Source organism: Acidobacteriota bacterium (assembly GCA_003225175.1).
Lineage (GTDB): Bacteria > Acidobacteriota > Terriglobia > Terriglobales > Acidobacteriaceae > Gp1-AA112.
In genome coordinates, this window is the sequence record QIBA01000029.1 from 89033 (window position 1) to 107683 (window position 18651).

Genomic DNA, 18651 nt, shown 5'->3' on the forward strand with positions numbered 1-18651 from the left:
CGGCCGGAACCACGTTGCCCTTCGTGACAAAGAAAGATTTTAGAAGCCGTTGGGCTTGCCCGACCGGATCAACGACAAGAATTCCTCTCGCGTTTCATGTTCGTTGCGAAAAGCGCCCAGCATAGACGACGTAACCGTAGCTGAGTGCTGCTTCTCGACTCCCCGCATCATCATGCAAAGATGGCGCGCTTCGATCACAACGCCTACGCCGATGGGATCGATGGCGTCCTGAATGGCTTCCGCAATTTGCTTGGTGAGCCTCTCCTGAACTTGGAGGCGACGGGCGAATACATCCACTAACCGTGGAATCTTGCTGAGCCCAATCACCTTTCCTTTGGGCAGGTACGCAACGTGCACCTTGCCGAAAAACGGCAGCATGTGGTGCTCACAAAGGCTAAACATTTCGATGTCTTTGACGATGACCATCTCGTCATAGTCGACTTCGAAAAGAGCTCCGCGAAGAAGCTGCGCAGGATCTTCCTGGTAGCCGCGAGTGAGGAACCGAATGGCCTTTGCCATGCGCTCAGGAGTTCGCTTGAGGCCGTCGCGATCCGGATCTTCCCCGATTCTCTCGATTACTTCGAGATAAGCTTTCTCGAGAGCGGCTTCCGCTTGATCTTTTTCCTGCAGTGTCGTCTTCGGCATGGTCATTACGCGCTTTGCTGCACTGCCTTTCACTCGATCTCCCTTCATCCTTCTACCCGTTTTGGAACTGCAGCCGGGCCAAGTTGCCGGCCGCCTGCGTACTCAAAAGAATTCATCATCGTTTCTTCAATCCGGACCTTCTCAACGATGGCCAGCTTGAAGTGATCGCGAAAGAGATGAAACAACTCACGCGAAAGATTCTCAGTAGTAGGCACGAGGTTCCGAAATTTATCTAACTGGTTGAGATTGCTGAACTCGAACATCGGCATAACGACCGTATCAACGAAGCCATCCAGATCGGCCAGATTGCAGATCATTCCTGTTTCCGGATCAGGTTGCCCGCTGACCGTGATCTCGACCTTATAGTTGTGACCGTGACCATATGGATTGTTGCATTTGCCATACATCTCGCGGTTCTCAGCGTCGTTGAAATGAGGCGAATGCAGCCGGTGAGAGGCTGAGAACTTGTACCGCCTTGTGAGATGGACCTTCATGGTTCACCGTAGATGTCCACGAAGAGGTCGTCCGTTTCGTAAAGGCGCACCCGATGCAGTTTGGCTCCGTTCAGCTTTCCCGCCAGGCGGTTCCAGATGACGATCGCAAGATTTTCGGTGGTGGGAATCTTGTCGCGAAACTCGGGAACTTCCTTATTCAGGTGCCGATGGTCGAGGTCGTCGATCACTTCATGGTTCATGAGGTCTTTAAGCTTCTTGAGGTCCATGACGAAGCCGGAGCGCTCGTCAACCTCACCAGCCACAGTGACTTCCAGCGTGTAATTGTGGCCGTGCCCATGCGGATTGTTGCACTTGCCGAAGATGCGCTGGTTTTCTTCCGGTGACAATTTGGGATTGTGATAGAAGTGCGAGGCGGAAAACTCAGCCTTCCGCGTGAGATAGACCATGCTTGTGCCTTGAGTTCGTTTCCGTTGGATTTATTATACGTAGCGTGAGCTCTGCTCCCCTGTGTATCAGAGTCTTAAGGCTCCTATCCGTTGCATTTTTTATGGTGTTGCAGGGATGCGACCGGGGTGCGCGGCCAGAGCTCGTTGGTCATTCAGCGCCCGATTTTACGGTTTCAGATTCGCAGCGGACTCTATCGCTGCATGACTACAAGGGGCAAGTTGTTGTCCTGAATTTCTGGGCGAGCTGGTGCGCTCCCTGCATCGAGGAGATGCCGTCGCTGATCCAGATGCAGCACAACATGCGCGATCGCGTGACCGTTCTGGCGGTGGCTACCGACCACGATCCAGATATGTACAGGAAGTTCATTCGGGATCACAATGTTGACCTGATTACAGTCAACGATCCCGCTCAGAAGAGTAGCGACACGTATGGGACCTCCGGCTGGCCGGAGACATACATCATCGACCGCAAAGGTATAGTCCGGCGCAAGTTTATTGGGCCGGTCGAGTGGACTAGTCCTGCTATTGTGGCGTATCTCGAGGGATTGCGGACGGAATCCTAAAAACCTCTCATGGGCCTTTGGCCGTGAGCAGAAGGGATCTCGCCGCAATTTTCCCGGAGGTTCCCCAATTATTTATTTGAGTGCGCAGCAAAACAATTCTAAGAACTTTGTTCAGGATGGCTTGCGGAGAAATCCGCAGAAGTCCCGTTAGTTCCCTGCCCTTGAAGCAAATTTCGCAGATTTGGGCAGAATTCAAGGAATTCCAGGCCGTTTCAAAAGTGTCTGCTAATCTCGCTCTTTCTGAACATATGTTGGACGGGACCTCTAAAGCGATATCCGCCTCAGCCTTAGCGAATTCGTAATCACTGAAACGGAACTCAGACTCATGGCAGCGGCGGCAAAGATCGGATTAAGCGTCATGTGAAATACTGGGTAAAGCGCCCCCGCAGCCAGTGGGATCCCAGCCGCGTTATAAATAAAAGCAAAGAACAGATTCTGGCGAATGTTGCGCATAACCGCCTTACTGAGCCGGCGTGCCCGCAGGATGCCCCGCAAATCTCCCTTGACCAAAGCAATATCGGCACTCTCAAGAGCGACATCGGTACCGGTCCCCATCGCAATTCCAACATCGGCCTGCGCCAGCGCAGGCGCGTCATTGATGCCATCTCCAGCCATCGCCACTCGTCGGCCGCGCGATTGCTGATCGCGCACGAGCTCAGCCTTACCTTCAGGCGTGACTTCGGCCTGAATTTCCCCAACGGCAACCTGCCGAGCTACGGCTTCGGCAGTTGTCCGATTGTCGCCCGTGGCCATGATGACATGAACTCTTTGCGCACTCAGTTCCTTCACTACATCTGGCGTCGACCCCCGGATTGGGTCGGCTACTGCAATCAGTGCGGAGAGTTCCCCATTCATCGAAGCAAATAGCACGGTTTTTGCCTGAGTGCGCAGTTGTAGCGCCACGCTTTCAGCAGAGCTCACATCAACACCTGCTCTCCGCATTTGTTCGGCGCTTCCAATTACCAGCCGCAAGCGACGAGCGGTGGCAGTCAACGTTGCCGTAATCCCATTCCCAGTTTCTGACTCGAAGTCCGACACCGGCAGCAGACTCAATCCAAACGATTGCGCAGCTCGCAGGATCGCACCGGCAATCGGATGTTCACTTTGGGATTCCACGCTGGCGACCGCCTGCAAGACGTCTTTCTCGGAGACGTTGCCGAAGACCTTAACGTCAGTAACTTCCGGCCTCCCCAGCGTCAAAGTTCCGGTCTTGTCAACAATCAGTGTGTCGATCTTCTCCATAGCCTCAAGCGCGCGCGCATCTCGCACGAGCACACCGTGACGAGCGCCTTCTCCTGTTCCAACCATGATCGCCATCGGCGTAGCTAATCCCAGTGCACAAGGACAGGCGATGATGAGTACTGCCACGGCGCTAACCAAGGCATGAGCGAAGCGAGGTTCCGGACCAAAAAAGAACCAACCCAAAAACGCGGCGGCGGCGCACACAATTACTGCCGGGACAAAAATGGCAGCTACCTGATCAGCAAGACGCTGAATCGGCGCGCGGCTGCGCTGTGCCGAGGCAACCATCGCTACGATCTGCGCCAATAATGTCTCGCTGCCCACACGCTCGGCAACCATCAGTAGCGATCCAGTGCCGTTCAGAGTGCCACCGATTATCTGGCCGCCTGGCTGCTTAAACGCCGGCAGGGATTCACCAGTAACCATCGATTCATCGACACTGCTCTTCCCTTCTACTACGCGCCCATCAACGGGTACCTTTTCGCCAGGACGAATACGCAGTCTATCGCCCAAGATAATGTCCGCGACTGGAACATCAATGTCTTTCCCCGATTCTTGAATTCTGTGGGCAGTCTTTGGTGACAGGTCCAGGAGAGCGCGAATCGCACCGCTGGTCTCCTTGCGCGCGCGTAGCTCCATGACTTGTCCGAGAAGAACCAGGACAGTAATGGATGCGCTGACCTCGAAGTAGAGATCCGCGCGTCCGATGCCTTGAGCGATTCTGGCCAGCAGCCCCCGAGGCAGAATCGTCACGACGAGGCTGTAGAGGAATGCGACACCCGTACCCATCGCAATCAGGGTGAACATGTTGAGATTGCGACTGCGGATGGAATTCCATCCTCTTTCAAAAAAAGGAGCGCCTCCCCAAAGAACAACGGGGGCTGCGAGGGCGAGCTGAAGCCATGCTGAAGCCCGCGTCATATCGAACTCATGCAGCCCGCCCGACCTCAGCATGCCGCCCATGCTGATCACGAGCAAAGGAATGGTAAGAGCGAGGCCAACCCAAAAACGCAAGCGCATGCTGCGCAGCTCGTCATCGTCTTCCTCCGCTGCGCCTACTGCAATGCGTGGCTCAAGCGCCATGCCACAGATCGGACAGACTCCGGACCGGTTGGAGAGAACCTCCGGATGCATTGGGCACACGTACTCGGTTGTTGTGGCGCTCAGCAGCTCCGGCTCCAGAGCCATTCCGCATTTGGGACACGAAGCCGGTTTCGTAAAAATGACCTCCGGATCCATGGGGCAAAAATATTTGGGTGACGTCGGGGGTTTAGCTACCTCCTGCCTCGTGGGCTGCTTACTGACATGAGGTGACGTTGTGCCTAACTGAACCAATTCCCTGGAAGGCTGTGTCGACGCTTTGAGATATTTTTCTGGATCAGCACTGAATCGCTCTGCGCATGAGGTGCAGCAAAAAAAATAGTGATTGCCCCCGTGCTCCCTAATCGCACGGGCATGCGCAGGATCAACCTGCATCCCGCACACGGGATCGACCACCGAGCCGGGCGTAGTTTTCAGTTCGTTCTGCATGTTTTCATGACCCAGTCAGGAGTTTGTATTGCTCATCGCTGAGTGGCACTACGCTCAGCCTGCCCTGCCGCACCAGCGGCGAATCCGCAAACGCTTTCTTCTGCTTGATGTCTCCCAGGCTCAAAGGTTGCGAGATTGGCTTGCCGGCTTTGATTCTTACCTTGGGATTCTTCGTATCGGAAGGATCGACAGAGACCACTGAAGCAGTTCCAACGGCACATTTCTCGTCTCCCGTGTGATATATCACCAACTGGTCGCCACTCTTCATGTTGCGAAGGTTCCTTACGGCGACCGGATTGGTCACACCGTCCCAGATAGTGGTTTGTTCGCGCTCAAGGTCAGCAAACGAGTAAGCGGAAGCTTCGGTTTTCAGCAGATAGTTCATTTGAGTTTCTCGATATGGAAGGTTGTTTTCTGAGTACCATATACCGCACCTGTGGAATCCCCAAGTTCAAGCGCGCTTGCAAGAATCACCAGCTCGCAAATGCCTGTTTTCTGCTGTAGCTTGGTTGTGAATCTCTGGAGGAATTCAACCCAATGACGCAGCTCGACGTAGCTTTTCGTTATGGCACGCCGCCTGGAGAGAACGAATTGCGTGCGCTAACTTATGCGCGAGAGGTTTATGGCATAAGGAAAATTGAATTCGATGAAGCGCAGCAGACCGTGCGTGTCGAATATGACGCATCTCGTCTGAATGAAGAAACGGTTGCGGCAATTCTGCGCCGCGCGGGAATGGATCTTCGAGAAAAGGTTGAATTCGTCTAAGCAGAAATGCTAGGTAACGTTGTTTGGAACAGGGTTGCCCAAAAGCAAAGAGACGCTCAAGAGATCCTCTGGCCGAGTAAGTCTCAAGAGCGTCCCGTTGCGCGCCACTTCGTCTGTCGTGGAAGAAAGCATCCCCAATGCCAACTGCCACTCACTCAAAATGCAGGACTTAGGGGAACGGGGCGAGAGCGTACTTGGTAAACTTTTCTGGAAGTCGCTGGTACGGAGTGTAGGTTTTGCTCGGGCACTGCACCGAGAATGGGCGGGCCCGAATTCAAGAATCTATGCCCGAACCTTCCTGTGGAAATCGTCTTTGTTGACAAGCATTTAGCAGCAGCTCTCCGGTGCTGCAGAGTCCGCTCTGCTATAATTTTTTGTCCACGAAAGTTCTTCCTCTTTAGGCATCTCATTGCGCTAATCGCGCCCTTAGCTCAGTTGGATAGAGCGTCTGACTACGAATCAGAAGGTCGGGAGTTCGAATCTCTCAGGGCGCGCCATCTTCCTGATTCCGCATCCTAAAGAATCTGTCCGGAACTCTGGACTGAATTGATACTTCTTTCGGTTGGACCCAAGCCGTCCCGTCCCACGGGCCGTGAGTTTCTCATCCAAGTCGCCGGAATCGGCGTAACATAGGCGAATCAGGCCAGGGTTTCCGGACCGGAAAAGAGGGGCGCGTTCATGAAAAGCTCCATCATCCGCTCGACACTTGCATTTGCCTCGATTTTTAGCTTTTGCTTAGCAACGGTCGCCCAGCGTCCTAGCGGTTCCAGCGGAACCCCTTCTAGTGGAACCCGACCGAGCACACCGACTACGCCAACTTTTCCGCAGCCCGGTACGGGATTCCCGAATACTCAGACGGAACGTCAGATCCTTTACATTTCTGGCAGCGTGGTTCTCCAGGATGGAACATCGCCTCCGGAGCCGGTCGCTATTGAGAAAGTGTGTGGCGGATCAGCTCACAAGGAGGGCTACACCGACTCCAAAGGGCACTACCAGATTCAGCTCGGCCAAAACTTCGAGCTGCAGGATGTCTCTGAGAGTGGCGGCGCAGGTGGTTTTGGCTCGGGGAGTCGTTCCAGCATGGGAGCTCCGGGAGCAAGCGGACTTGGCGGTGTGAACCCGCGCGAGCTCATCGGTTGTGAGCTTCGCGCCCTGCTTCCCGGGTTTCAATCCAGCAATGTAATGATTCGTGTAGAGGGCAGCTTTGGTGAGATACGCATGGATACCATTACTCTTCAGCATTTGGGAGGAGGCAGCGGGACCACCATCAGCCTGACAACGATGCAGGCGCCGCCGAGTGCCCGCAAGGCCTATGAAAAAGCGCAAAAAGACATCTCCAAAGAAAATTTGAAGGATGCCGAAAAGGAACTCGACAAAGCTGTGCAGGAGTACCCCAAATTCGCCGCTGCATGGGCACTGCTGGGCATGATTCACCAGAGTTCCAGGCAGTTGGACACGGCGACAAAAGACTACACGCAAGCCATTGCGTCCGATCCTCAATATGCCAAGCCATACTTCGGACTCGCTGTGATTGCCGCGAACCAGCAGAATTGGAAGGAGACGGTTCGCTTAAGCGAGCAAGTGAACAGACTTGCTCCACTCGCCTACCCGGAAGCGTATTTTTTTAGCGGAGTTGGTAGTTTCAACTTGGGCAAGATGGACGGTGCCGAACGCAACCTTCGCAAGTTTCTCTCGCTCGACACTGAGCACAGAAGACCAATGGCAGTTCTCTATTTGGGGGACATTCTCGCGAAAAAACAGGATTTTGCTGGAGCCGTAGAACAGGCAAAGGCGTATCTCACTATGGCACCCAACGCTCCCAATTCGCCGAGCATCCGCGAGAAGCTTAAGCAACTCGAAGAATTAAAAGCTACAACGCCGAAGCAATAGGACAAGCTCTGTCAAGCGTCCGTTAGCGCCGGCAACTGACCACGCTCAAAAACATACCTTCCCACGCATTCTTGAGTGCTGTATTGTCATGAGACCTTATATTCTGCATGGGACTGAACGCCCTCGACCTCGCCCTGATCGCGATCTACCTCCTTGGCATTACGCTATTTGGAATTCGCTTTCGTTCTGCCGACCGTTCGCTCAAAAGCTACTTTCTGGCGGACCGCAATATCCCCTGGTGGGCGATCTCGCTGTCGATAGTTTCTGCTGAAACCAGTACGTTGACTGTGATCAGCATTCCTGGCCTGGCATACGACCGCGACTTTGGCTTCCTGCAAATTGTGCTCGGCTATCTTATCGCGCGGGTGATGATTTGCATTATCTTCATACCCCAATACTTTCGGGGAGAGTTCTACACTGCTTATCAGCTCATCCACGCGCGTTTTGGAGCTCGCCTGCATCGCTTTACTGCCGGACTCTTCCTGGCGACGCGCGCAGCGGCGGAAGGCGTCCGCGTCTGGGCAATTTCTATCGTTGTCGGCATCGCACTCAGCAGTATCTTTGCCCATTTCGGGATCACGCCGGAAATTCGGGATATTATTTCCGTCGCAATTATTACGCTGCTGACGCTGGTCTACACGTTCGAGGGAGGCATGTCGGCGGTAGTTTGGACCGACGTAGTGCAGATGACCATCTACGTCGCCGGCACCATCATCGGATTCTTCACCATCCTGCATTTGGTACCTGGAGGCTGGAGCGTCGTAGATCACATCGCAGGCAGCGCTGGCAAGTTTCGTATCTTCGATTTCAGCTTCAGTCCCTCGAACAGCTACAGCTTCTGGGCCGGAGTGATAGGCGGCACTTTCCTGACAACCTCCACCCACGGCACGGACCAGTTGATGGTGCAGCGCTTGTTGGCAACGAAGAACGAGGGCCAGGCAAAGCTCGCTTTGTTGTCGAGCGGTATCTTCATCTTCACTCAGTTTGGACTTTTTTTATTAGTCGGTGCTTCCCTATTTGCTTTCTACAAGCTCTTTCCTCCTTTGACCGCATTTGCCAGCTCCGACCGTATTTTTCCGACATTCATTGTCAACCGCATGCCACACGGAATCTCTGGAATCCTGATCGCCGCGATCCTGGCTGCTGCAATGTCGAACTTGAGCGCAGCTTTGAACTCGCTTTCTTCGACAACGGTCGTGGATTTCTACTTGCGTCTTCGTCCACAGGCAACTGAACAACGCCGCGTTGCCATTTCCCGTTTTGCAACTGTGCTTTGGGGAATCGTGCTGTTTGGCCTCGCGTTGCTGTCCAGGCACGGAGGGCGCGTGGTTGAAATTGGCCTGACGATCATTTCCGTGGCTTACGGTTCGCTGCTCGGAGTCTTTCTGCTTGGCATTCTCACGCGCCGTGCTACCGAGAATGGAGCGATTGCCGGCATGGTATGCGGACTGGCAATCAATCTATACCTCTGGCTGGGCGCAGCTCACTTTGCGAGTTGGACCGGCTTGCGCATCTCTTATACATGGCTAGTAGCTATTGGAACGGTGGTGACATTCGTTGTCGGATATTCAGTGAGTGCCGTTACATCGCCATCGCTGCAGAGAGTCCGTGCTTAGCCCGGTGATCGCTAGAACAGAATCCGCCCAACTCCCGAGAGTGCTCGGCTTGCGCCATGCGATCGCCATCGTGGTCGGCACCATTATCGGCAGCGGGATCTTTCTTGTTCCAAAAGAAATGATGCAGGCCGTAGGCTCGCCGAAACTGGTTTACTTTGCTTGGATCGTTGGCGGACTTCTCTCGATCTTTGGAGCCCTCACTTATGCCGAATTGGGAGCGCTCAAACCGCAAGCGGGCGGCGAGTACGTTTATGTTCGCGACGGATATGGACCTCTTGCGGGCTTTCTGTATGCGTGGACGTGGTTCGTAATAGCAAAGCCCGCTTCTATTGCGACGATCACCACTGGCCTGATGCGAATCTTGGGTACATTCAACGCGTTTCACTTCCTTACGAGCAACGCGATCTCGACACCATTTGCGATCATGTGGGCACAACTCGGGGCGATTCTCGTGACTATCGCGATCTCCGGTTTGAACTACATCGGAGTTCGAAAAGCCGGAGACTTCCAGTACATCTTTACTTGGCTCAAGGTGTTGATGATCGCCGCGATTGTGGGCATCGCGTTTAGCTTTAGCGGCGGAACCTTTTCCAACTTCTCGACCGCTTATTCCGGAGCTATAGGCGGCGTGAAGGGCTTCATGCTAGCCCTGGTTGCTGCGCTATGGGCATACGATGGATGGAACGACCTCAACATGGTAAGTGAAGAGATCGAACGTCCTGAGCGCAACATCCCGCTCGGCCTGATCGTTGGCGTGTTGGCTGTTGCTGCTTTGTACATGGCTACAAACGCCGCCGTGCAGTATGTGTTGCCGGCAGTGCAGGTCGCAGGCTCAGAACGGCCTGCATCAGAGGCGACGCGACTTGCAATCGGCGCAGTGGGTGCGGCTGTGGTGTCGGCAGGAATGGCTTTGTCGATGCTCGTGGGTCTCAATGGCACAGTCATGAGTGGTGGGAGAGTGCCCTTCGCCGTGGCTCGTGACGGCTATTTCTTTCGCGCATTAGCGGAAGTGCATCCACAATACTTCACTCCGGGAAAGGCTCTGGTCATCCAGGCTGTGCTGTCCTGCATTTTGCTGCTCCTGATCTCACGCTTTCAGCAGCTTTTTTCCATAGCGATCTTCGCCGAGTGGCTCTTCTACATGATTGCGGCCAGCACGATCTTCATCTTTCGCAAGCGAATGCCCGACGTGAAACGAGCATATCGCGCGTGGGGGTATCCAGTGCTGCCTGCAATCTTCATTGTGGCTGCGGCCTTCCTGCTGTATTCGACGTTTACGGAGAATTTAAAGAGATCGCTCTTGGGAAGCGCCGTGATCTTGGCCGGAATTCCCGTCTTCCTGTACTTCCGTTCGCAGTCCCGAGTCAGAACGGTTATTTCTGAAAAAACATCTTCGCTGCGGTAACCGCAAGCAGGACGGCAAACATCTTTCTAAGAACATTCTGCGGTATCTGTTGAGCCCATGAGCCACCGAAATACGCCCCGAAAAAGAAGCCTAGAGCGATGAGCAAGGCGATCTTCACGTCGACGTTGCCGGCCTTGTAGTACTCGACGAAGGCGAGAATTCCAATCGGGGCAAGCAAAACACCGATCGACGTACCCTGCGCCCGGCGCTGGTTCATATGGAATCCGTAGACCAGGGCGGGAATAATTATGATGCCTCCGCCGATTCCCACCATCCCCGACAAGATGCCAGTCAAAAAGCCAAGCACAAGTGAAATCGCGATTGTCATGCTGCGCCCTCTCGATCAGATTTGAGTCGCTACTTTTCCCGTGCCGAGTAGTACTTCCCGATGATGACGCCGATTTCAACTGCAGAGTCCGGCCCCAGGTCCTCGAAGGCAAAGCCAATCCCTTTATCCTCGGTATAGCGAACTTCGCAGCTCAGATTGCGCTCTATTCCCTCGCTGGGATCGACGATGCGCAACAGAACCACTTCTCCGGGACGATAGCTTTTGGGATCGCACTCACAGAAGAGACCACCTTGTCCGATTACGCGCAGCGAGCCTAGCCGCTTTCCATTAGCGTCCTCGATGTAAGCACCCGACTCGCCTGGGATTGAAACGCGCTCGTACTTCCGCTTTTCGATATTGTGCATGGATCTCCTTTATTGAACCTTTTCGGGAAAAGGCTGCACGGGATCAACATCAACCGGCACCTTGCGCAATTGCGCAAGACTCGATCTGAGTTCACTCGGCATTACGGCATATTTCTGGAACCAGGCACTGGCTCGGTTACGATCTCCAGTGGCTTCTTGTTCCAGTAATTCTTTCGCGAGTGCCGCGATGCTATCGGGCATCTTCGTGTAATCGACGTGATATCGGCCCGACGGATCGCGAGTAATTGCCTTTTGCTCGCTAAGGTAGTTGAACTCCATCATCTCGGCCCGGCCATGCGCTTCGCCTACGCCGAAACGCACCGTGCGGAAAATTCCGGCGACGTAGGACGCGTAGTACTCCTGTTCGCGTTCTTTAGGTAAGACGCCTTTGTCCATTAGAAATTTCAAACTATACATGCCCACAACATCAGCCTTCGCTTCTTCCAATCCAGGAAACACATCGGCCAGCGCCTCCCGAATATCTTTTCGGCCCGCGGAGGTACGCGAGTACGCAGGACCAAGTCCATGGCAAATCTCATGCATGACCGTCGATGCCATATATCCCTCCGCGCTCGCTTGCGCCGCCTGCTGCGGATCCATGATGCTCTTGGCAAGCGGCAGAATTACGTAGTTCACACGCGCATCCATGTAGTTCTTGAAGAAGATCTTTTTCGTTCCCTTCTGCTCGTGAATGCGTGGATCGTTAGGGAGGTTATCAGCGACAGCCTGATAGCCGTGACGCAGGTCTCCGCCGCGAAATGGCGTGTCGAGGACCTCCATCGGCGTGGGCTGACCAGCCTTGGATGGACGGTCTTCTGGCGCGAGCGGCAGTGCGTCCTGAATCTCAGGCACGTGCTGCTGATATGTTGCGAGCTTCGCGCTCTGCGCTTCATTGCGGATCATCACGGCAGAGCCATATGAAGTCTTAACACCTAGAACGCCGTCGATATAGGTTTCATAGGGCGCCATGATCACGTCAAACTTCGGATTCTGCAGATCGACCCAGGCGAGGTCGCTCTTGTAGTAATCGTCCGAAAGGAAGGCGTCAGCGCGAAGGCGAAGGAAGTCGGCAAAGGCTTTGTCTTCCGAAAAATCGGCGGCTTCGCGAATAGCCTTCGCTGCAGGAATCAGAAACTGACGATAAGCAACGTGGTATGGAATCGCGTCAAGGCCATTCCCATTACGGCGGATTACCGTGTAAGGACTGTAGAGTTCATCCTTCTGCTCCGGATGCGCTACAACGTACTTCTCCAGTTCCTCGCGCGAGAGTCCCTCCGGATACACGCCGCGTCCCGGCGACATCTGTTGCGTTCCGATAAACGGTTTGTTGTCATTCGTCAAGTCGAAGCGGCTGCCATTGATCATCAGAAACCGGCGCAGTTGAACGTCTTTGGGAGTCTGAGACTTCTCCAGACGCTTGTAAACTTCCAATCCGTCGGGATCGTTCTGGCGCCAGAAAATCTCATCGATGTACCTCGCTGCATCCACAAGTCTGATGACCATCTGAAGTTCGCGCGACGAAAGCTTCGACTTATCGAACGGGATCACAACTCGCTTGTATTTGGCTAACCGCTCGGCGAGATCGGGGACCAGATACGGCGGCTTGGCAAAACGCGACGTGCCGTGATGTGGTGCTGATCCGGTCTTTTTTTGAGTTGATTGTCCAAGGAGTAACGAAGAAACCAGCAGCGTTGCTGACAGGGCTGTTAGGCTGGGCACGGGCGCGATTTTAACAGGGGGAAGTCACCAGGCGGACAAGGCTACTGCCAAAAGCGAATCAACTCGTCCCGCGTAAAGCCCGCGTCTCGTAACAACGCCACCAAAGTACCCGTTGGAATATCACGATTGTGTTTAGGGACAAGAGCGCGACGTTTCGAAGCGGGATGCTACAAGATGTGAGGGCTTCCTGAAACGTGATCGAGAATAACTCCGTCTTGCTCAAGAAAGGTGATAACTGCTCCCGGCTTATCGCGGGCAGCTTCGGCATACTCAAGATCCAGCGACGTAACTAGCGTCTCCTCGTCGCCAGGCACAGGTTCGTTGCGTTTTTTGAGACTCTCGATGTAACCGGTCATGGTGTCCTTCGCCATCGTCCGAGCCCTGGCGAGCGTCCGACCGCAAGTGACATAGCCGGGCAGCGCAGGAACGACCGCCGTGAAACCGCCTTCTGGCTCGGGCCTAAGAACAACATTCAAGTGTCGACGCTGCTTCTTCATAGCGCGCCCAAATCTTATACCGAAACGATCGCCCTTCTGCTCTCTCGGCACACTGAGAGCCCGGTCTTCCTTTTACTCACCGCAGTCAAGATCGCTTTTTACGGGGCAAAGCAGCCGAATTCTGTTAAGATTTCCACAGCTCTCGACGATTCTCGCACTTCCCCGAGAATGGCGACTTTACTCATCTGCTGCAACACAGATGCGATATCCTGTGTTCGTGACGCAATATCCACAATATATTGGGTCCTCGTATTGACGGCGAAGACCCCCAATCGTAAAGTGACCACGTCGCTACTGAGTTGGGCTGCTGTCTTTCGCCGCGGTGTCCGTGAGTGGAACCATTTGAGTAAACGCCTTCTTATGATCACGGAATTGCCGCTTTTTATGGTTCGTTTGAACCATGGTATTTCCGGCGTTGAGATCCCTTCTTTCCTGCCCAAAGGAGAGCCCTGTGCTTAAGCTGAAGAAGCTACAAATCCTTGGTTTCAAATCCTTCTGCGACCGTACCGAACTCAAATTTCACGGCGACGGGATTGCCGCCATCGTTGGTCCCAACGGCTGTGGCAAGTCGAACGTCTCCGACGCGATCTCGTGGGTGCTGGGCGAGCAGTCTGCGCGCACTTTGCGCGGGGCACGCATGGAGGACGTGATCTTTGCCGGAACCCGCGACCGCAAGCCCACAGGGATGGCTGAAGTTTCTCTCACGCTGATCGACCCCGAAGTGTATGAGGGTGATTCCAGCGGCACGCCGGAAATCGAGATCCAGGATGAGTTGTCAGGCGAGGACTGGGACGAAGCCAGAGTGCGCACATTTGCAGCAGAGGACGCGGCGCGAGCTGAAGAGGAAGCTCGGCCGGGACAGGTCATTGGCGCCGAAGGAAACATCGTCGCAGAAGCTCCCGCAGAGCTTTCAGAAGATGGTCAAACCGAAATGGCAACCAGCGATGTCGAAGCACCCGAGGCCGCTGCCGCAGAGAATCCCGAATCGGGAAGTCCGACAGAACAGTCAGCAACTCCTGAAGTGGTCCTCAAGATTCGGCGTCGGAAGTTTAAGGCACAATTTCGGGCGGGCGAGATCGTTGTCACACGGCGGCTGTTCCGGTCAGGTGAAAGCGAATACCTGCTGAATGGAAAGCTGTGCCGGCTACGCGACATTCAGGACATCTTCATGGGCACGGGTCTAGGACCTGAGTCGTACGCGATCATCGAACAAGGACGCATCGGACAGATTCTCTCGAGCAAGCCTCACGATCGCCGTGCCATCCTCGAAGAAGCTGCAGGAATTACAAGATTCAAAACCAAGAAGCGTCTCGCCGAGCTTCGGCTGGAGCAATCGCGCCAAAATCTCTCGCGCATCAACGACATCTTTGATGAAGTCACGCGGCAGATGAACTCGCTCAAGCGTCAGGCGGCGAAAGCTGAGCGTTATGGCAAGCTGCGCGATGAGATGCGCGAGAAACTGCGGATCGTGCTCGCCAGCAAGCTCACGCATATGACGCGCGAGAACGCTGCTCTCGAAGAACGGATTCAGGCTCTCACCGATGAACTAAACACCCGCAATGCGTCGCTCGCCGAAATGGAGACGACGCATACGGCGGCCGTAGAACGCGGATACGCAATCGATGGTGAAATCCACATAGTGCGAGAACGGTTAGGAGCCATCGAAATTGAGAGTGGCCGCATTAGCTCTCGCCGCAGTAACAACCAGGAGCGATGCGCCGATCTGGCAGCCCAAACAGTGGCGAATCAGGCCGAACTTGAGCGGATTCAAATTCGCTTCGAAGAACTGGCGGCCGAGGAAGTCGATAACCGAGCGGTGCTCGAGTCCGCGGCAGCAGATGTCGAACTCGCGGAGCAGCAATATCGATTTGAGCAGGAGCAGGTAGCCGAAGCCGGACGGCAGCTCTTCGATTTAGAACAACACCAGGAACAGCGTCGCAGATCGGCAATGGAAGTGATGTCGGCAGTAAGCCGAGTCCGGAGCGAAATATTACAGGCCGAAGATCATCTCTCGTCACTCGCCGCACAACGAGAGCGGATTGCGTCTGAGACAGAAGCAACTACCGCCGAAGCCGAATCGCTCGGAGGTCGGCGTGGCCAAGTGACAATGGAGTTCGAGTCCATCACGGACACGGTGAACGCATTATCGGACCGCATCGCGGAAGTCCGAACTAGTCTTGAAGAAAAGCGCGCGCTGGAATTGGAATGCAAGCGCCATGTCGACGGACTCCGCGGCGAACTTGCAACCGCCACGGGAAAGAAGGCATCGATCGACGCTTTGCTCAGAGATCACGGCTATTCAACTGAGTCGGTGAAGCGATTGCTGAAAGCAAACGCTCTGGAAGGTGGATTAGCTCCTGCCGGAGTGCTTGCCGACTTTCTCGAAGTCGATGACCAGTATGAAACCGTGATAGATGACTTCTTCCGCGACGAGTTGAACTACATCGTAGTCAAATCGTGGAACGCGGCCGAGGAAGGCATGCGTTTGCTCAAGGGCGACGCCGATGGCCGCGCAACCTTCCTGGTCCATCCGAACGACTCTCAGGCGAAGTTTTCGTTTGCAGTAGACGAGAACGCACAGCGTGCTCCGGCGGGCGAATCCATCGTGCCGCTCACGCGCTGCATTCGCGTCCTGAACGGCTTTGGCAAGTCGCTGGAAGTAATCTTGCCGAAGCTGCGCGACGGCTACATCGCTCCCGATTCGGCGGTAGCCCGCGAACTGGCACTTGAAAATCCAGCCGCATTTTTCCTCTCACCCTCCGGGGAAACCTTCCATAACGTCACGGTGACAGGTGGCAAGCAACGCACGGAGGGGCCTCTGTCGCTGAAACGTGAGCTGCGTGATATCAGCCGCACCGTACAAGCCTTGGAAGGCGCACTGCGCAATGAGGAGCTCCGTGTTCAGATGCTCGCGAGAGAAGTAGCTGAACTCGCTGCCCTGCTGGAACGATTACAGGATGAACGGCGCGAAGCGGAGAAGGATGCCTATAGCTCCGGCGTGGCGCTCAAGCAAATGGAAGCCGAGCTTTCGCGGACGGAACACCGGCTGCACCAATTCCGTCTTGAGATGGATCGGATTCAGCAACAGCAATCGGGCAAAAAAGAGTTGCTGGCGTTCAAACGAGAAGAACTGGAGCGGCACGAAGTCAACCAATGTCAACTGCAGTTGGAGTTGGATAACGCGCAGCAAGCACTCGCCGAAAATCGCGCAACACGCGATAGCGCCCTGCAACGCGCGGCGGAGGCAAAGGCCCGCCTCGCCGGATTGGAAGAGCGGCGCCGCGCAGCCGCCACTGCCCTCGAGAGAATCAATCGCATGGTCACCGAAGTGCGCTCAAGAATTGAGGCTCTGGAATCGCAGATCGCGAACGCAGCGGCGGAGAAGCAGGAGCGCGAAGCGGAAAACGTTCGTTTGGCGGAGGCACTGATCTCACTACAGGCAGACCGCGAAGGCGGAGAGTTGAAGGCTGCCGAACTACAACGAACAGCAGAACAGACACGCCTGCTTGGCATGGAGCTTGACATTGCTCTGAAAACTGCGCGACAGGAACTCGACGCTGCCCGCGATCGCAAGAGCGAGCTGGCGGCGACGCTGGCAAGGTTACAGTCAGACATGCACCATATGTCTGAGAGTTGTCTCCAGGAGTTGTCGATCACAAGCGACATTCTGCTGGGCGACACCTCCATCGCGACAATCGAAGGCGAAGCGCTCGCGCAGGAAGAAGCATTTTATCGCGAGATGCGAACGAAGCTGGACAACATGGGTCCGGTCAACATGATGGCTCTGGAGGAATACAAAGAGACGGCACAACGTCACGAATTCCTCGAAGTACAGCGTAAGGATCTGCTCGATTCCATTGAGAATACGCAGAACACGATCCGTGAAATCGACGAGTTCTCGAAGCAGAAGTTTGATGAGGCCTTTGCAAAGATCAACGAGAATTTCCAGGTAACATTCCGCAAGCTTTTTGGAGGTGGGCATGGATTCATGAAGCTCACCGACGAAGAGAATTCTGCGGAGAGCGGAATCGACATCGTTGCATCGCCGCCGGGGAAAAAGCTTCAAAACGTATTGCTGCTTTCAGGCGGCGAGAAGGCGCTTACTGCGTTGTCGTTGCTGGTCGGTATCTTCCAATATCAGCCGAGCCCATTCTGTATCCTCGATGAAGTCGATGCTCCGCTGGATGAATCGAACGTCGGACGCTTCACCGAGCTGGTGAAAGAGATGAGTGATCGCACGCAATTCATCGTGATCACTCACCACAAGCGAACGATCAGCTCCTCACCTGTGCTCTACGGTGTGACTATGCAGGAACCGGGTGTATCGAAGGTGGTGTCGGTGCGATTCGGTGAGGAACAATCGAAGGTGCAGATGGCCGCTACAGCATAAGTTCTTCCTCAAATCAAGATCAGAGGACCGAAGATCACGCGCAGGTTTCGTCGAGAGCGGCGACTTTTTTCAGCCTTTGGGATATTACTGAAAACCAAAACCCGCCCGAGGCGCTCAGCAGTCCTGGCCTTACCTCTTCAACTACATTCGGGGAATGCGAAGCTAGTTTGTGCTCTCCAGCTTCTTAATCTGTAGCATCACATTTCTTGCCTCAGTCTTCATCAGACCTCTTGCCGTTCCATCGGCGTCGTTCTGACGAAAGTTGACGTCGCCGTCAAACAGTGGGACGGCGCCGTCTGGCTGGAAGAGTTTTACTCTCGCGTTCAGCTCTACGCGTCCCTGGCCACTTCCCCCTACTCCTCCTAAAGCTCCGCGATTGAAGACGCTGCCAAGCTTTTGTCCAACGCTCGCTGTCTTATACCCATTGATAATTGTGAAAACGACATATTCGCAATTCTGCTGTTTGGCTTGTTCCAGGGCGGCCTCGCGGTCCTCAGGTTCCGATGAGAGGATCACTCCTTGTGCGCCGAGAAAATTCAGATCGTTCACCAACTCCTGCTGCAATCCTCCGGTTGAAAAGGAGCTCTCAACGGTGCTCGCGATCTCAACCACTCCGATCCGGAGCGCCCGCTTCTTAGTTGTAGCTGAATTTGTGGTTTGATCCTCTTTGGATCTGTCGGTTGAAGCGGGTCCTTTCGCACGATCGGAAGGCGCTGCCGGCTGCTGAGGTTCTTGCGCGGCGCTGAACAGCGTCGCCTCCAATGTTGATCCTGCGATTGACATATTCGCAATCGA

General features: G+C 54.6%; 16 protein-coding genes and 1 tRNA gene. 7 read left to right on the forward strand and 10 right to left on the reverse strand.

Annotated features, from left to right (window positions below; all coding sequences use genetic code 11):
* Window positions 1-39 precede the first annotated feature (39 nt).
* The 3 genes from folE to DMG62_02150 are packed head-to-tail and all read right to left on the reverse strand — an operon-like array spanning window position 40 to window position 1546.
* The gene (gene folE, locus DMG62_02140; protein ID PYY24682.1) at window positions 40-693 is read right to left on the reverse strand and encodes a GTP cyclohydrolase I FolE; all 654 of its coding nucleotides are present in this window, start codon (window positions 691-693) and stop codon (window positions 40-42) included.
* Window positions 690-1139 (reverse strand): 6-pyruvoyl tetrahydrobiopterin synthase, encoded by a 450-nt coding sequence (locus DMG62_02145; GenBank protein ID PYY24683.1) that lies wholly within the window; start codon window positions 1137-1139, stop codon window positions 690-692. Before DMG62_02145 ends, folE begins: the two co-directional genes overlap by 4 nt.
* Window positions 1136-1546, reverse strand: coding sequence for a 6-pyruvoyl tetrahydrobiopterin synthase (locus DMG62_02150; protein ID PYY24684.1), 411 nt, complete (start codon window positions 1544-1546; stop codon window positions 1136-1138). The genes DMG62_02145 and DMG62_02150 overlap by 4 nt, the downstream gene beginning before the upstream one ends.
* 101 nt (window positions 1547-1647) lie before the next feature.
* On the opposite strand from DMG62_02150, the gene DMG62_02155 reads away from it, so the two are divergent.
* On the forward strand, window positions 1648-2109 hold the full coding sequence (locus DMG62_02155; GenBank protein ID PYY24685.1) for a TlpA family protein disulfide reductase: 462 nt from the start codon (window positions 1648-1650) through the stop codon (window positions 2107-2109).
* Between the two features lie 264 nt (window positions 2110-2373).
* Here DMG62_02155 and DMG62_02160 read toward each other — a convergent pair whose 3' ends face one another.
* Complete coding sequence (locus DMG62_02160; GenBank protein PYY24686.1) at window positions 2374-4881, reverse strand: copper-transporting ATPase; 2508 nt, start codon at window positions 4879-4881, stop codon at window positions 2374-2376.
* Between the two features lie 4 nt (window positions 4882-4885).
* Window positions 4886-5266 (reverse strand): EVE domain-containing protein, encoded by a 381-nt coding sequence (locus tag DMG62_02165; GenBank protein ID PYY24687.1) that lies wholly within the window; start codon window positions 5264-5266, stop codon window positions 4886-4888.
* Between the two features lie 152 nt (window positions 5267-5418).
* On the opposite strand from DMG62_02165, the gene DMG62_02170 reads away from it, so the two are divergent.
* From DMG62_02170 to DMG62_02190, 5 genes are all read left to right on the forward strand, one after another.
* Window positions 5419-5646: a hypothetical protein gene (locus DMG62_02170; GenBank protein PYY24688.1), complete on the forward strand. Its 228-nt coding sequence runs from the start codon at window positions 5419-5421 to the stop codon at window positions 5644-5646.
* A 420-nt stretch (window positions 5647-6066) separates the two neighbouring features.
* Window positions 6067-6143, forward strand: a tRNA-Arg gene (locus DMG62_02175).
* A gap of 181 nt (window positions 6144-6324) precedes the next feature.
* Entirely contained in the window at window positions 6325-7536 is a 1212-nt protein-coding gene (locus DMG62_02180) for a hypothetical protein (protein ID PYY24689.1), read from the forward strand.
* A 107-nt stretch (window positions 7537-7643) separates the two neighbouring features.
* Complete coding sequence (locus tag DMG62_02185; GenBank protein PYY24690.1) at window positions 7644-9152, forward strand: sodium:solute symporter; 1509 nt, start codon at window positions 7644-7646, stop codon at window positions 9150-9152.
* Window positions 9145-10557, forward strand: a complete 1413-nt coding sequence (locus DMG62_02190) for an amino acid transporter (protein PYY24691.1) — start codon at window positions 9145-9147, stop codon at window positions 10555-10557. Before DMG62_02185 ends, DMG62_02190 begins: the two co-directional genes overlap by 8 nt.
* Here the strand turns inward: DMG62_02190 and DMG62_02195 are convergent.
* From DMG62_02195 to DMG62_02210, 4 genes are all read right to left on the reverse strand, one after another.
* The gene (locus DMG62_02195) at window positions 10526-10885 is read right to left on the reverse strand and encodes a permease (protein ID PYY24692.1); all 360 of its coding nucleotides are present in this window, start codon (window positions 10883-10885) and stop codon (window positions 10526-10528) included. The two genes, DMG62_02190 and DMG62_02195, sit on opposite strands and share 32 nt — an antisense overlap.
* Before the next feature lie 29 nt (window positions 10886-10914).
* A complete protein-coding gene (locus tag DMG62_02200; GenBank protein ID PYY24693.1) occupies window positions 10915-11250 on the reverse strand; it encodes a hypothetical protein in 336 nt (111 codons plus the stop codon).
* Between the two features lie 9 nt (window positions 11251-11259).
* A complete protein-coding gene (locus DMG62_02205) occupies window positions 11260-12753 on the reverse strand; it encodes a Zn-dependent hydrolase (GenBank protein ID PYY24715.1) in 1494 nt (497 codons plus the stop codon).
* Window positions 12754-13136: 383 nt separating this feature from the next.
* Window positions 13137-13466, reverse strand: a complete 330-nt coding sequence (locus DMG62_02210; GenBank protein PYY24694.1) for a hypothetical protein — start codon at window positions 13464-13466, stop codon at window positions 13137-13139.
* Between the two features lie 451 nt (window positions 13467-13917).
* On the opposite strand from DMG62_02210, the gene smc reads away from it, so the two are divergent.
* Window positions 13918-17856 carry a chromosome segregation protein SMC gene (gene smc, locus DMG62_02215; protein PYY24695.1) on the forward strand — a complete coding sequence of 1313 codons (3939 nt, stop codon included), beginning with the start codon at window positions 13918-13920 and terminating at the stop codon, window positions 17854-17856.
* Window positions 17857-18018: 162 nt separating this feature from the next.
* On the opposite strand, the gene DMG62_02220 is transcribed toward smc, so the two are convergent.
* Entirely contained in the window at window positions 18019-18639 is a 621-nt protein-coding gene (locus tag DMG62_02220; protein ID PYY24696.1) for a hypothetical protein, read from the reverse strand.
* Between the last annotated feature and the right edge of the window lie 12 nt (window positions 18640-18651).